Raw genomic sequence first — 13,463 nt, 5'->3', positions numbered from 1 at the left:
TTGTAAAAGTCCTTATCAATATATTACCCTATGTAAAACCATAAAAAAATGTATGTTGAAACTATAAAAAGCCTTACTGATCTCTCCTTGTCATTGTGTATGTTTAAAAAACCTTACGGATTGTGTCACTATAAACATTTGATTATGATAGCATCGAAAAAAGAGAAAGCATTTCGCCTTCTCCAGTTTTGGTTTATTCTATGAATTGAATTTCCGTTATCGTACATCTTTTCCTGAATTTATATTTCCCGCTCAAATCACTGAATTGATAATCATTGAGGGATTTCCCCAGTTGTTCCTTTAGCTTATCCACAGTGATTGATTCCTCAATTGTCTCTTTCCAATTTTCCTTTCCTATTAACTCTTCGAACGGAATTGTAGTCAGGACTTCATCATATATCTGGATGCTTTGATCGATGCCGAAGCTGCCATAGATACTGCCATTTTCATCAGCAAAGATATGCTCCGATTCCAATTCTTCCACCAATACTTCTAGATATTCCTTTGACTTAACAGGCTTGATGGCAATCTCTGCTTCCGCCGTTACAGGTCCCAATCTCTTATCGACGATCTCTATCGTCAATTTAACGTGAACGGGCGGATACCCAAACCCTTCACAAAGTTCTGCTGCCGAATTATATGCCATCTATACATCCTCCTTTTGTCACTATCATTATATAATATAAATACTCCATCTCATTACCAAAAACCCTTATTCAAGTTCACTTGGCATATGCTCGTTCATCAATTGAAGGGTCAGTCGTCACATTTCCGGATTCCCCTGAAACGAAAGCCACCCATTATAGTAAAAAAATCAGTGTAATCCTGATTTCTTCAGTTCAAAGGCATAATTATCATTCATATTTCACAACTCTTTTATACGTTTATTCATAATACGCCATTTACTATTTGTGAACATAACCAAAAAGTCCAATGCAGCTCCATGCATTGGACTTTTTATAAGCTTCAGATTATGGCTTTAACACCACTTTAATGCATTCATCTTCGTGATCGTTAAAGATTTGATAAGCTTCATTCGCTTTTTCGAGAGGGACTTTATCGGATATGATTTCCGTGGGGTCGAACTTTCCAGCCGTGATTTCATCAAAAAGCTTTGGCATGTAGTGAATGACTGGTGCTTGCCCCATTTTCAGGTTAATGTTCCTTTCAAATAAATTGCCTAATGGGAACATGTTATATTTGGATCCGTATACGCCAGTCAATTTGATCGTACCGAATTTACGTACGGCGTTAAGTGCAATCTCGATCGCGCTTAACGTTCCGCCCTGAAGTTTCAGCTTTTGCTCAATCGCCTCGATCGTTGATTTCTTGCCATCCATACGCATCTATGACCTCATCGGCCCCGCCTGAAGTGATTTCCTTAATGTAGCTGCCCATATCGTTATACTCGTCGAAGTTATACGCCTCAACCTTATTCATCTGTTTTGTCTTATTGAGCCTATAAGGAAGATTGTCGATTGCAATGACCCTTTTTGCGCCTTTCATCCAAGCGAACTTCTGAGCCATCAAGCCAATCGGGCCACAACCAAGTACCGCTACCGTATCATCTTTCTTGACTCCAGCGTTTTCTACACTCCAATATGCGGTTGGCAGCACATCGGACATGAACAATAGTGCCTCATCTTCAAGTTCACATGACTCTATTACAAAAAAAGCCCCGGAAAACCAGGACTCACATAATTACTTATTAATTCCCATTTTCATTGTGATTATCATGCTTGTACTCTCTTAGTACCTCGCTGAATACATCAGGATAATTAGTGAACAGCCCCGTTGCACCCCATTCAAGAGCCTTTTTCATATCCGCTCTGTCATTTACTGTATATGGATGGAATTGAAGGTCATGACTGCGAACCATCTTCACATATTGTCCATCAACCTTATTGAAGTTCGGGCCAACGCCAATTGCATATTCCTTAACGGATTCCAATTCTTCATCTGAAATGGTTGCTGGGTTCTTATAAGAATAGAGTTGCACAAGCGGTAACTTTGGATTCATGTCATGAACCTTCATAAGGCTTTCTTTACTGAACGATTGTATTAATACATTCTTGGTACGGCCTTTTGAATCCACCATTTTATATTCTTCCAGAACCTGCAAAAGTTCTTCTTCCATTCCTGGATATACTTCAGGGGACTTTGTTTCGATATAGTAATTGGCCTGCTTTCCGAACTTCTTAAAGACTTCTTCAAGAGTGGGAACCTTTAACCCTCCATATACCTCTTTTGCCAATTGCGGATATTTTTCATTAAACCATGAACCGGCATCCAGTTGCTTGATTTCTGCCAGCGTTAAATCCTTCACCAGACCTGTACCATTCGTCGTACGATCCACCTTTTCATCATGCATTGCTATCAATCTTCCATCCTTGGTCATCTGAAGATCGATTTCTATGTAGTCACCTTTCATTTGTTCTCCCAATTGATAAGCGGGAATGGTATGTTCAGGTGCATAACCAGAAGCTCCCCGATGTGCAATATTCACGATTTTCTTCTCATAAATAGATGAATTGGAATGATTTCCATTTGCAGCTGAGGCCCCCATGGAAGTAGCTTGCAATATAATGGCAGCACTCATCATACAAAAACCGAATTTCTTTATATTCGTTTTCATTTTCCCTCTCTCCCTCCTATTATTACCATCATTTTAGAAGGGGAATGTGAATCTACAGATAATATAATGTAAAGAAACAATATATTAGTCAAAATGAGTAAAATAACCTATCAAAAAAATTACCCACAGTGCTTTCATTAGTTTGTTGTACCTAACCCAATATGAATGATGGCTTAATTATTTGATTAAGCCTCTTTATCCAAAAAAATTATAAATGAGAAATGTGCTAAACATGGATACTGGTAATCTAATAAGAAAATATAAAAAGTTTCTTGGCATGTACATATTGAAATAGTAGAAAAAAACAGTCACCCAAATACCAACAACTAAACATTTACTCCTTGTTACTTAACTCCTTTCTTCGCTGTTTAATACGTCTTTAACCGTTTCATTAATACGTCAAGTCTGCTATATCCATAATAAACCATGCTTAAAGCCGATAAATTTCAGATATTAGATCAGATGTTACAATGTTGACATACCAAGGGGGCATGGACAGAATTGTTCCCTAACTCCTTGACCTCCCCTTCCGGTACTATATATAGAGAGACTATCGATGGCAAAATCTATCTTTTTCTGATTTACAAAAAACTAGTATCATATTACTATTAAGCAAACAACAGAATATTAATATTAAGGGGAATTATGTTAAAAAATTATCAATATTATCAAAACAAACACCGATTTATACTGAAAGCATTCATGGCAATGATATCCTTTTTACTATTAGTTGGGATTTCTGTATCACCTATAAGTTGGAAAGATAATCCCTACGAGATGATATTACAGGTCATTTTAATATCGGGGATGATAATTTCTCTGTTATTTTACTTAAAAACAGAAGTCAATTTTTATAAAACCCTATTCATTTTCTTAATTACTGTTTATTTATACGGAAAATTCTTGATATTTCCAGATACCGCAATCATGCTGGCTTTATTTGCTTTAGCACCCTTGATTCCCATTTTTCTCTTTGATAAAATCGGGTTTTATATTGTCGCCACTTTAAATTTCATATTAGGTCCCGCTTCCATCTTGATCATTTCAAAATCGGATCTTCAATATACTTATGAATATGTCGCTTTGGATAGTTTCGGCAACACGCTTAATTTCATCGCTATACAAATCATATTGGTATTCGTATTCATAGGAACCAATAATAGGGTGGAATCCACTAATGCATTTCATAAGGAAATACAGCAGGCCAAACAACTGAACTCAGTCGGACAGCTCGCTGCCACCATTGCACATGAGATACGTAATCCGATTACAGTCGTAAAAGGATTTGCCCAGTTATTAGATCAAGAGAAGGAACTGAATGAAACGGAAAAATTTTATGTACAGACCATGCTTACAGAACTTGAATATACACAAGTGATAATCAATGACTATTTGTCTTTGGCAAAACCTCAAACGGATAATGTACAGGTCATTCCTTTAAATTTCGAAATCCAAAAGATTTCCGATCTATTAACGAGTTTCGCTAATAATCGCAACATAGGCTTTCTCTTGGATTTCCGTGACGACCTGCACATTAACATGAATCCCATCGAGCTTAAGCAGATACTGGTCAATATCATGAAAAATGGAATTGAGTCAATGAACAATCCCGGATTCATCAAAGTGGAAACAGAGCAGGAACGCACTATGGCAAAAATACGAATAACGGATACAGGAATAGGCCTCTCCAAAGAACAGCTTGCAATACTCGGCACCCCATTTTATTCGCTTAAAGACAGGGGAACAGGTATCGGCCTGACCCTTTGTTATTCCATCGTTCAAAAGTACAAAGGGAAAATCGTGGTGCAGAGCGAATTGAACAAAGGAACATCGTTCACCATTTATTTGCCCTTACATAGAGAAATCAATTAAAAACACGCTACAAACAAGAAAAGGATGACCATCCAAAACAGGGCGGTCATCCTTTTCAATTAGGCTTTAAAACTATCTTGCCATTTCAATAAATGATTTTCTAAAAAACGGACAAACGAATCGGAGATTTTGCCAGCGAGGGCAAAAATGATGATGCCTACGAATACGACGTCCGTTTGCATGAATGAACGGGCATCCTGGATCATGAAGCCCACCCCTCTATCCGCACCCAACAATTCAGCTACGACCAGGCACATCCAAGCCGCACTTAAGGCTAAACGGATACCAAGCAATATGTTTGGCAAAGCTGCCGGAATCATGAGCTTCGTTATTTGTTCCAGACGGCTAAACTCTAAGATTCGGGCAACATCGTATAGTTTTTTATCCACATTCCGAAGGCCCAAAAAAGTTTGTAAATATAGAGGAAAAAAAGCACCTAAAGCAATAAGCAGCACTTTGGATAGTTCACCAAACCCGAACCACATAATGAATAAAGGGGTAATCGCAAGTAAAGGAACTGTTCGTAACATTTGAATGCTTGGATTAAGATATTCTTCGGATTTTTTTTGCATGCCAACGATGACTCCTAGCAATAAACCTAAAAAACCACCGAATGCAAAGCCAAGAAGAGCCCGCGTTAAACTGATTTGTAAATGCATGCCCATTTCCCCTGACTGAACGAGATCAATGAAAGTCGTGACGATTAATAAAGGTGATGAGAATAATTGGGCAGGCAGGATGCCAGCCGAACCTAATGATTGCCATGCAATCAACACGACAACGGGAAGGAACGAACCCCGCAATGCTGATTTGGCAAGTTTGGATTGTTTTTTCGTTTTCCTTATGACAAGCGACTTGTTTTGAGCAACGGTCTGTGTAGACATATTTTTCATCCTTCCTTTTTTCAAAAATTAATTAAATGCTCCAATCTTCCCTTTCTTCAGGATGATGATCAAGTTGGGTTAAAATGACGGTCCTGAATTCCTGAAACGCTTTGCTTGTTCGAGTTCTTGGATATGGTAAATCAATTGGAACGATAGCTTTAATCCGTCCAGGCTTTGCCTCCATGACTACCACTTTGCTCGATAAAAAGATGGATTCATCAATATCATGGGTGACAAGCACCATCGTTGTCATATTCTTCTCCCATATTTCTAGCAAAGCCTCTTGAAGATGCGTTCGCGTGAAAGCATCCAATGCACCGAATGGCTCATCCAGCAATAAAACTTCAGGATTACGTAATAAGGCCCTGGCAATGGCAACACGCTGCGACATTCCACCTGATAATTGGCGTGGATACGCCTTTTCAAATCCTTTTAGTTTAACAAGTGAAATTAAATCATCCACCCTTTTTCTAATATCCGGTTTTTTTAATGGAAGGTTACCTGCAATATTTTTCTCCACGTTTAGCCATGGAAATAAGCGGTGCTCCTGAAAAATGAAACCACGGTCTTTAGATGGGGCACTAACCGGATGATCCCCTGCTATGATCGAGCCGTCAAAGTCTGAATCAAGTCCTGCGACCAGCTTTAATAATGTGCTTTTCCCACAGCCGCTCGGACCAATGATGGTGACGAACTCACCATTTTTGACTCTCAGATTTAAATTATCCAAAACATGGACACTTTCATTATCATTCTTAAATGTTTTGCTTACATGATTAATTTCTAACGTCGCTACCAATATCCTCACCCTTTCTCAAATAAAAAAAAATAGAGATCCAGCAATAAGGCACATATTGTCCCTTTGCTGAATCTCTAGTTAACTAGTCGATTCAATATTTCATTTTATATTAACTTATCGATTATTTATAATCAACACCGAATACCAATTTATTTTATCGGATTAATCAATAAATAAATTGACAGATTATTCTAACACCTGTTAAGATGCATTCATACACAAATCCGCTTCACAAAAAACCAATTAAATAAAGGTCATGTGAATCAACTGGACTACCGGAGATTCAATGAAGAGTAACCCCGGCATACTCTTCGTTGAATCTCTTTTTTGTCATTAATCTGACTATCCAGATGTGGTAAGTGTAATAAAAAAGGAGGGAATTCATGAAGGAATATCGTAACAAGTTAACCGCAGTATTACTTGCCATCATAAGCATTGCTGTATTGGCAGGTTGTAATTCTGATGCCGGTAAAGCTTCCGGGAAAAGTGATCCACTTAAAGTTCATATTGCCTTAAATGGCAAGATGGGGCCATTGGTCATTGCAAAGGAAAAGGGTTTGTTCGACGAAGAGTTTTCTAAACTGGATGCCCAAATCGAGTGGAGTGAATTCCCGAGTGGTCCCCCGCTTTTGGAATCCCTCGCTTCCAATCGGGTTGACCTATCTTTTTTAGGGGACGGTGCACTAATAGCCGGAATTGATAAGAATCTGCCATTTGAAGTGATTGCACAAACAGGTCGAGGTGAGTCATCTGTCCGGATCCTGGCTCAGCCAGAAGGTGACATAAAGAAGATTGAAGACTTAAAGGGAAAAACGGTCGGTGTTGCCTCGGGGACAACGGGTCATGTGTATTTAATCAAGGCATTGAAAGCTCATGGTTTAACGACTGATGATATTAAACTCATCAATTTACAACCGGATGATGCTCAATCCGCTTTTGAAACCAAACAATTGGACGCCTGGGCGATATGGAACCCTTATTACCTTAATAATATTGAAAAAGGTAATGCAGTCGCACTTAATGTAAAAGGAAAAATATTAGCTCCTGGTGCAATCATTGCACGTAACGAATTTGCAAAAGCACATCCTGAAATTGTAGAGGCCTATTTAAAGGTTTATAAAAAAGCTGCCGATTGGCAAATTGAAAATCCAGATGAAGCATCTGAAATTTATTCTAAAGAAACTAAATTGCCTGTGAGCACAGTCAAGAAAATAATAACGGCTGAAGAACCAAATATCTACTTTACCGAAGATGCCATCAAGGCACAACAAGAATCAATCGATACTTTAGCTGGTGTGGGTTATATCAAGAAATCATTTAATTTTAAAAATCAGATCCACAATGAGTACATTGATGAAGCTTTTAAAAAATAAAAAAACATACCTTACAGGAGGAGATTGATTATGACGGAAACTAAAACACAACAATTAAAAGTGGTACCCGTAGCAGGAAGGATTGGAGCGGAAATTCAAGGAGTCCAATTAAGCGGAGACTTGGATTTAGCTATTTTCAGTGAAATCAAACAAGCGTTAAACGATCATAAAGTCGTATTCTTCAAAGGTCAAAACCATTTGGACGATGCCAGCCAAGAAGCATTTGCCAAACTATTGGGTGAGCCTTATGCACATCCTACAGTACCGGTCAAAGACAATACTAACTATATTTTCGAACTTGATTCCGAACGGGGTGCTAAAGCAAACCATTGGCATACTGATGTCACTTTTGTTCCAGAAGTTCCTAAATACTCTGTTTTAAGAGGTGTAACCATCCCTGATGTTGGTGGCGATACAGTCTGGGCAAATACCAATAAAGCATATGAGGACCTGCCGGATGGATTGAAGAAATTAGCGGATGGACTATGGGCAATCCATACAAATGAATATGATTATGCACAATTCAAACCAGCCGAAAACATTGATGATGAGGTTAAAAAGAAATATCGTGATATATTCGAATCGACCATTTATAAAACAAGGCATCCAGTCGTTCACGTGCACGCAGAAACAGGAAAAAAGCATTTGTTATTAGGCGGCTTTGCTGGAAGAGTGGAAGGATATACAACAAGTGAATCTGAAAGATTATTAAGCATCTTCGATTCATACGTCACGCGCTTAGAAAATACCGTGCGTTGGCAATGGAGTGAAGGGGACGTGGTCATTTGGGATAACCTAGCCACGCAGCATTACGCTATTGCCGATTACGGGGACCAGCACCGCGTCGTTCGCAGGGTCACTGTAGGAAAAGACGTTCCCGTAAACAAGGAGAACGAGTCGAGCAGACTAATTATTAAGAAATAAAACTCCTGTATCAAGTGTAAGAATCCATTACTTGACTTCCCCATAAGCGAATGACTGAGTTGAATGGTAAACACTCAAACCTCCTGAGGAACTGGCCTTATTGGAGTAATGTCAAAGGTAAAAAAGAAACTGCCGATATAGATATCGACAGTTTCTTTTCGTTTTCATCCAGCTTATTTTTGACTTACTGATGGCGTTCTTATCAGGATTAATTATCCTGAACGATTATTTCATCAATTATACCGTAATCTTTCGCCTCTATTGCGCTTAAGAAGTAATCACGATCTGTGTCCTTCGCCACCTTTTCGATAGGCTGCCCAGTCCTTTCCGAAATGATTTGATTGATATGATCCTTTAGTTTCAAAATCCTTCGGGCAGAAATTTCAATTTCCGTGGCTTGCCCCCTCGCACCACCAAGCGGTTGATGAAGCATTATTTCACTATTTGGCAAAGCGCACCTTTTCCCTTTCGTACCCGCCAATAAAAGCATGGCACCGAATGATGCAGCCATCCCCGTACATACAGTCCGGATATCAGGCTTAATATATTGCATCGTATCATAAATGGCGAAACCGGCACTGGTCGATCCCCCCGGACTGTTTATGAATATGGTAATTTCCTTCTCAGGTGCATCTGCTGCCAAGAATAACAATTGGGCAACCACACTATTGGCTAAATGATCGGTGATTTCTTCCCCAATCATGATGATACGGTCTTTTAGAAGTCTGGAATAAATATCATACGAGCGCTCACCCTTGCCTGATTGCTCAATTACATATGGAATTGTGGTCATATCTCTTCTTCCTCCTAACAATGATATTGGCTATGCAGCCATTGAGAGTGTGTTTGAAGGAGTGAAGCTTGATTTGGAAAGAATCGAACGATTCATAAGTTTAGGAATCATCGATTCACTGTTCAGGGATTTGAAAGATGGGATGCTTCTAATGAGGATATCAGGATTCTGGGCTTTTAAAGCCTGTGTCATCAGTGACAAGAGCCGCTGTTCCTCATCATCCTGCCAATCTTCCACACAAGACAACTTACGCTCTTCAACGTCATCGGCAAAACGCTTTTTCACACGGTTCAAGATTGCCTTTACAGCCGTTTCCGTGGTGTGTAAATAATCTGAGATTTCTTTTGACCGATAGAGGAATCCTTCCTTTAACAGGAAAACAACGGCTTGTTTCGGGGTAAGTGACTTTATTATATATTCAACCGTTTCAAAGGCATTTTCCCCAACTGATCCCTGTTGTTCGATATCCAACAGTTCGTCTAATGATTCTTTTTTTCTTTTTCGTATCGTATCAATCCAGGAATGGCGGGCTATAGTCTTCAATAAAGCCGTTGTTATCTCGGTTTTCTTTCCATAGCCCTGCATTGCCTTCAATATCGTTTCCTGTGCCAAATCGTCCCCATCCCAATTATTTTGGGTCAGGAATCGGCAAAACCGAAGTAATTCAGGATAGACTTCACGCAAAATCGCACCGTTATCCTTTTCTTCAGAAATATCTTCCCTTAACTTATTTATCATTTTTCTCACTCCTTCAACACCCTCTATCCTATAAACGTTTCAGAAAGAGAAAAAGATATGGGGGTGAAAAATTTTCCTTCATTCTTCATTCTATTCTATTCCATTTTTTCCATTGGATTTCCTTTCATACTAAAAACCTGTTTGGTTAAGATCCTAACAGGCTAGTGTCAATGTTCTATATGCAGCAAATATGGCCTCCCCCGCTGTACCCATTCGTCACCAATCATTTCAGCGAATTCTTATTTTCCAAAACACTTCATATTCCCCGTAAATCCCGCTCCGTTCCATTAAGCCAACCAGCCAAATCTTTGGATGCCCCCCGCTCACGGTAATGTTCGGCAATATGTCCTTACCTTTTCGCTATACCCTGACGTCCCGGATATCCTTGTTGTCCTGAACTTCAAATTTACGGTTGATCCATAGGAACTCTGCTGCTATTCCAAGTGTTCAATGCATTCAACCGTATATTCGCTAGGTTCCATAACGTTTTCTTCAATACCGAACCAACTGGAGGTGCGACTCTCATTAGCGCTATCTTTACAATAGTTCACCAAAGAACCTGCTGGCTTCTCTTCTTGATCGCTCATCTCTTCAAAATTAACTGATCGCTCGTTATGACGCCCGCTGTCTGTCTTTTCATTCTCCAAATCTGCGAACATGAACATACAGTAAAAAACCGCAACCATAATTGCCATAGTAAACAACCTTGACATTAAAGGCAGTAACTTTTTCAATATAACTAAACCTCTCTTCTTGGTGGTTTCCCCAATCTTGTTAAAGCATAATAAATTCAGAATGAATTAATTCATCTTTTAAATATCCATCAAAACATCACTTTAGAAAAATATTCCTATAGATTCATTATATCAAGTTCTAGAAGTTTTTAATGCCCTTATTCAACCTTAATACGAATAAACAACTAAAATACTCCGAACCCTTAAAAGTGGACAGTCCCAAAAATATCAGATACACCTCACATTGACTTCCATCCTTTTCAAGTGTTACTCTTAAATTAATAAAAAAGTATACATTCAAAACACTGATTCCATTAGCGTGAAATAAGGGTGATCTCATTTGCCAAAAGAACATTTAATTGACGTTCAACCAATCAGATCATTGGAAAAATTAGATGATATGAAATGGTCACTGAAGAGACATTGCAGCGAGAGAGACTACATATTGTTCTTGTTAGGCATCAATACCGGCTTGCGTGTGTCTGATTTATTATCGCTGAAGATAAAGGACATTAAAGGTAAGATGGAGGTCATCATCAAGGAAGGCAAAACAAAAAAGCCAAGAATAATACAGCTTAATAATGTATGTAATGAATTGGCAGCCTATATAGCCACCATCGATAGTGAATGGCTATTCCCCTCACGCAAGGGCGATAAGCCAATTAGCAAGATACAAGCCTATAGACAGCTTAATAAAGCAGCGGACATGGTGGACATCGAGGGCGTCGGTACCCATACCATGCGGAAAACGTTCGGGTACTGGCACTATAAACGAAGTAAGGACCTTGCTGAGTTACAAATGCTCCTTAATCATTCACATCCTGGAATTACACTAAAGTACATAGGGATTGCTGATGAAGGAACAGAGGACAGCTTAAATGATATTATGGGAGGACGGAAGAAATGTCACTGACTGAATACAATGCAAAATATGAATATATCATTCGAAGCAATATTTCCGATAGGCAAAAGGCATTGAAATTAGCTGATTTAATGACCGATATGGAAGGCCACATTAGAAATGACATCGGGGAACATCGGAATAAAGAGGTACATGCATTATATAAAAAAGTATCTCTCCTATCCAACTTGTTATGATCACCTTAAGACCCTTGCCATATGTGCAGAGGTCCTTTTTTTGCCGTGAAAGTGAGTGATTTGTTTCTTTAAGGCTATAGACTGAACCTCATTTAAGCCTTTTCCTGTAAGATCACACCAAACATAACGAAAAAGCTCTTATTACAAGCTTCATTCTCTCTCTTCTCTGACTCTCATTAGCCAGACAACATCCGAATTAAAAATAACTCATCGCTAATGGTGTCAATGTTTAAAAATTAAACATACTTAGAGAATACTTTTTCGCCATCATTTCCAAGATTTTTATCCCGGCAACGCTGTTCCCCTTCTCATCCAGCGCTGCACCATAAATTCCAATCCCACATTTTCCGGGGACGGCCCCCATGATTCCCCCTGAAACACCGCTTTTAGCCGGTATGCCAACATTGATGGCAAATTCACCTGATGCGTTATACATGCCGCAGGTAACCATGAATGTCTTGCAAATACGGGCAATGTCCCCGGGGATGATTTGCTTTCCCGTCAACAAATCTTTCCCATTCATGGCCAGCACACAGCCTATCCTCGCCAAATCCTGGCTGTCCATTTCAATAGCACACTGCTTCGAGTACAATTCGATTAAGTCCTCCACATCCTCATTTATTACATTATGCTGCTTTAAAAAATAGCTTAACGACCTATTTAAGTCTGCTGTATTGTATTCTGACCGGGCAACATCTTCATTAAAACCAATAGTGGGATTTTGTGTCATTTCCCGGATAAAATCTAAAATACGCTTGAATCGTTCATTCACACTGTCACCTGCAATCATGTGGGTCACAGTCAATGCTCCTGCATTGATCATCGGGTTTAACGGCTTGGATGGCTTGTTTGTCTCTAACTTGGCAATCGAATTAAAAGGGTCACCAGTAGGTTCTTTACCTACATAGGAAAAGACATATTCCTCCCCTTTTTCCATTAATACAAGAGCAAGTGTCAAAACTTTCGATATGCTTTGCAGGGTCATTTTCCCACTTACATCCCCCGCACAATATCCTGTTCCGTCAGGATAGTAAATAGCAACTGATAAATCCCTAGGATTTGCCTTTTCAAGAGCAGGTATATAGTCTGCCACCGTTCCCAAATTTGTATATTCTTTTGCCTGATCGACCAGTTGCTGTAACTCGTCATTGGACCTGCATTGACATCCCATATTGTTCACAATTTGCCGCCCCTTAGAAAATTTGTTATTTGAAGTGTCTTAAATAGTGGTTTTATTATTTATTACCATATTTCATCGATATTATTTAAAAAATACGTAGCGGATAATAAATAGAAAGGAAGGTTAAAGGCGCTACTTTCTTCGTTTTATAGAAATTTTCAAATGCTGCTTCATCTATTATTTACTGATTTTAATTCTCCTTTGTAAGGACTTATCATACTTCCCTCCTGTCTTATCTAAAGACACAGGCTCTGAATTATTTTCGTCGTGTTAAAGACAAAGAAAACAACTACATATGCGACAACGGTAAAGCAGTAAGACAGCTAAGCTAACGCCTTGTAAAAAATCAGGAGCAACTTCACTGTTCTTTAAAGAAGATTTAATTGAAAAAAGAAGGAATTATACGTCCTTAGACGGAAATATAGACCATATG

Annotated in this window: 13 protein-coding genes and 1 pseudogene; 5 read left to right on the top strand and 9 right to left on the bottom strand. The window is 39.0% G+C overall.

The window, feature by feature from the left end; all coding sequences use genetic code 11:
• Positions 1 to 193: 193 nt before the first annotated feature.
• From MKY17_RS04035 to MKY17_RS04025, 3 genes and pseudogenes are all read right to left on the bottom strand, one after another.
• Positions 194 to 646: a hypothetical protein gene (locus tag MKY17_RS04035; protein WP_098370866.1), complete on the bottom strand. Its 453-nt coding sequence runs from the start codon at positions 644 to 646 to the stop codon at positions 194 to 196.
• A 325-nt stretch (positions 647 to 971) separates the two neighbouring features.
• Positions 972 to 1,662, bottom strand: a pseudogene (locus MKY17_RS04030) (zinc-binding dehydrogenase); the annotation flags it as partial.
• A 46-nt stretch (positions 1,663 to 1,708) separates the two neighbouring features.
• The gene (locus tag MKY17_RS04025) at positions 1,709 to 2,566 is read right to left on the bottom strand and encodes a glycerophosphodiester phosphodiesterase (protein WP_286176993.1); all 858 of its coding nucleotides are present in this window, start codon (positions 2,564 to 2,566) and stop codon (positions 1,709 to 1,711) included.
• A 714-nt stretch (positions 2,567 to 3,280) separates the two neighbouring features.
• Between MKY17_RS04025 and MKY17_RS04020 the strand changes: the two genes are divergently transcribed.
• Positions 3,281 to 4,507 carry an ATP-binding protein gene (locus MKY17_RS04020; protein WP_098370864.1) on the top strand — a complete coding sequence of 409 codons (1,227 nt, stop codon included), beginning with the start codon at positions 3,281 to 3,283 and terminating at the stop codon, positions 4,505 to 4,507.
• Between the two features lie 59 nt (positions 4,508 to 4,566).
• Here MKY17_RS04020 and MKY17_RS04015 read toward each other — a convergent pair whose 3' ends face one another.
• Together MKY17_RS04015 and MKY17_RS04010 are read right to left on the bottom strand one after the other, a co-directional pair.
• Positions 4,567 to 5,391, bottom strand: a complete 825-nt coding sequence (locus tag MKY17_RS04015) for an ABC transporter permease (protein WP_098370863.1) — start codon at positions 5,389 to 5,391, stop codon at positions 4,567 to 4,569.
• 31 nt (positions 5,392 to 5,422) lie between these two features.
• The gene (locus MKY17_RS04010) at positions 5,423 to 6,190 is read right to left on the bottom strand and encodes an ABC transporter ATP-binding protein (protein WP_098370862.1); all 768 of its coding nucleotides are present in this window, start codon (positions 6,188 to 6,190) and stop codon (positions 5,423 to 5,425) included.
• Between the two features lie 383 nt (positions 6,191 to 6,573).
• Between MKY17_RS04010 and MKY17_RS04005 the strand changes: the two genes are divergently transcribed.
• The gene (locus MKY17_RS04005; RefSeq protein WP_098370861.1) at positions 6,574 to 7,563 is read left to right on the top strand and encodes an aliphatic sulfonate ABC transporter substrate-binding protein; all 990 of its coding nucleotides are present in this window, start codon (positions 6,574 to 6,576) and stop codon (positions 7,561 to 7,563) included.
• A 30-nt stretch (positions 7,564 to 7,593) separates the two neighbouring features.
• Positions 7,594 to 8,487, top strand: coding sequence for a TauD/TfdA family dioxygenase (locus MKY17_RS04000; RefSeq protein ID WP_098370860.1), 894 nt, complete (start codon positions 7,594 to 7,596; stop codon positions 8,485 to 8,487).
• A 208-nt stretch (positions 8,488 to 8,695) separates the two neighbouring features.
• On the opposite strand, the gene clpP is transcribed toward MKY17_RS04000, so the two are convergent.
• The 3 genes from clpP to MKY17_RS03985 form a co-directional block, all read right to left on the bottom strand.
• A complete protein-coding gene (gene clpP / locus MKY17_RS03995) occupies positions 8,696 to 9,280 on the bottom strand; it encodes an ATP-dependent Clp endopeptidase proteolytic subunit ClpP (RefSeq protein ID WP_098370859.1) in 585 nt (194 codons plus the stop codon).
• A 30-nt stretch (positions 9,281 to 9,310) separates the two neighbouring features.
• The gene (locus MKY17_RS03990) at positions 9,311 to 10,018 is read right to left on the bottom strand and encodes a sigma-70 family RNA polymerase sigma factor (protein ID WP_098370858.1); all 708 of its coding nucleotides are present in this window, start codon (positions 10,016 to 10,018) and stop codon (positions 9,311 to 9,313) included.
• A gap of 434 nt (positions 10,019 to 10,452) precedes the next feature.
• Positions 10,453 to 10,713 carry a hypothetical protein gene (locus MKY17_RS03985; RefSeq protein ID WP_098370857.1) on the bottom strand — a complete coding sequence of 87 codons (261 nt, stop codon included), beginning with the start codon at positions 10,711 to 10,713 and terminating at the stop codon, positions 10,453 to 10,455.
• A gap of 439 nt (positions 10,714 to 11,152) precedes the next feature.
• On the opposite strand from MKY17_RS03985, the gene MKY17_RS03980 reads away from it, so the two are divergent.
• Both MKY17_RS03980 and MKY17_RS03975 read left to right on the top strand, forming a co-directional pair.
• Positions 11,153 to 11,665, top strand: coding sequence for a tyrosine-type recombinase/integrase (locus MKY17_RS03980; protein WP_098370939.1), 513 nt, complete (start codon positions 11,153 to 11,155; stop codon positions 11,663 to 11,665).
• A complete protein-coding gene (locus MKY17_RS03975) occupies positions 11,656 to 11,850 on the top strand; it encodes a hypothetical protein (RefSeq protein ID WP_098370856.1) in 195 nt (64 codons plus the stop codon). Before MKY17_RS03980 ends, MKY17_RS03975 begins: the two co-directional genes overlap by 10 nt.
• Before the next feature lie 229 nt (positions 11,851 to 12,079).
• On the opposite strand, the gene glsA is transcribed toward MKY17_RS03975, so the two are convergent.
• Positions 12,080 to 13,021: a glutaminase A gene (gene glsA / locus MKY17_RS03970; RefSeq protein ID WP_098370938.1), complete on the bottom strand. Its 942-nt coding sequence runs from the start codon at positions 13,019 to 13,021 to the stop codon at positions 12,080 to 12,082.
• Positions 13,022 to 13,463: the final 442 nt, after the last annotated feature.

The organism is Peribacillus sp. FSL P2-0133 (assembly GCF_037975445.1).
GTDB classification, from domain to species: domain Bacteria; phylum Bacillota; class Bacilli; order Bacillales; family DSM-1321; genus Peribacillus; species Peribacillus simplex_E.
The sequence above is the reverse complement of the archived record's forward strand: the minus strand, read 5'-3'. Positions and strand labels throughout refer to the sequence as shown.

Bases quoted from the DNA above. Each gene is read 5' to 3' on its own strand.
- MKY17_RS04035 (WP_098370866.1), bottom strand. From the start codon at position 646: ATGGCATATAATTCGGCAGCAGAACTTTGTGAAGGGTTTGGGTATCCG.
- MKY17_RS04025 (WP_286176993.1), bottom strand. From the start codon at position 2,566: ATGGGGGCCTCAGCTGCAAATGGAAATCATTCCAATTCATCTATTTAT.
- MKY17_RS04020 (WP_098370864.1), top strand. From the start codon at position 3,281: ATGTTAAAAAATTATCAATATTATCAAAACAAACACCGATTTATACTG.
- MKY17_RS04015 (WP_098370863.1), bottom strand. From the start codon at position 5,391: ATGTCTACACAGACCGTTGCTCAAAACAAGTCGCTTGTCATAAGGAAA.
- MKY17_RS04005 (WP_098370861.1), top strand. From the start codon at position 6,574: ATGAAGGAATATCGTAACAAGTTAACCGCAGTATTACTTGCCATCATA.
- MKY17_RS04000 (WP_098370860.1), top strand. From the start codon at position 7,594: ATGACGGAAACTAAAACACAACAATTAAAAGTGGTACCCGTAGCAGGA.
- clpP (WP_098370859.1), bottom strand. From the start codon at position 9,280: ATGACCACAATTCCATATGTAATTGAGCAATCAGGCAAGGGTGAGCGC.
- MKY17_RS03990 (WP_098370858.1), bottom strand. From the start codon at position 10,018: ATGATAAATAAGTTAAGGGAAGATATTTCTGAAGAAAAGGATAACGGT.
- MKY17_RS03985 (WP_098370857.1), bottom strand. From the start codon at position 10,713: ATGGCAATTATGGTTGCGGTTTTTTACTGTATGTTCATGTTCGCAGAT.
- MKY17_RS03980 (WP_098370939.1), top strand. From the start codon at position 11,153: ATGAAATGGTCACTGAAGAGACATTGCAGCGAGAGAGACTACATATTG.
- MKY17_RS03975 (WP_098370856.1), top strand. From the start codon at position 11,656: ATGTCACTGACTGAATACAATGCAAAATATGAATATATCATTCGAAGC.
- glsA (WP_098370938.1), bottom strand. From the start codon at position 13,021: ATGGGATGTCAATGCAGGTCCAATGACGAGTTACAGCAACTGGTCGAT.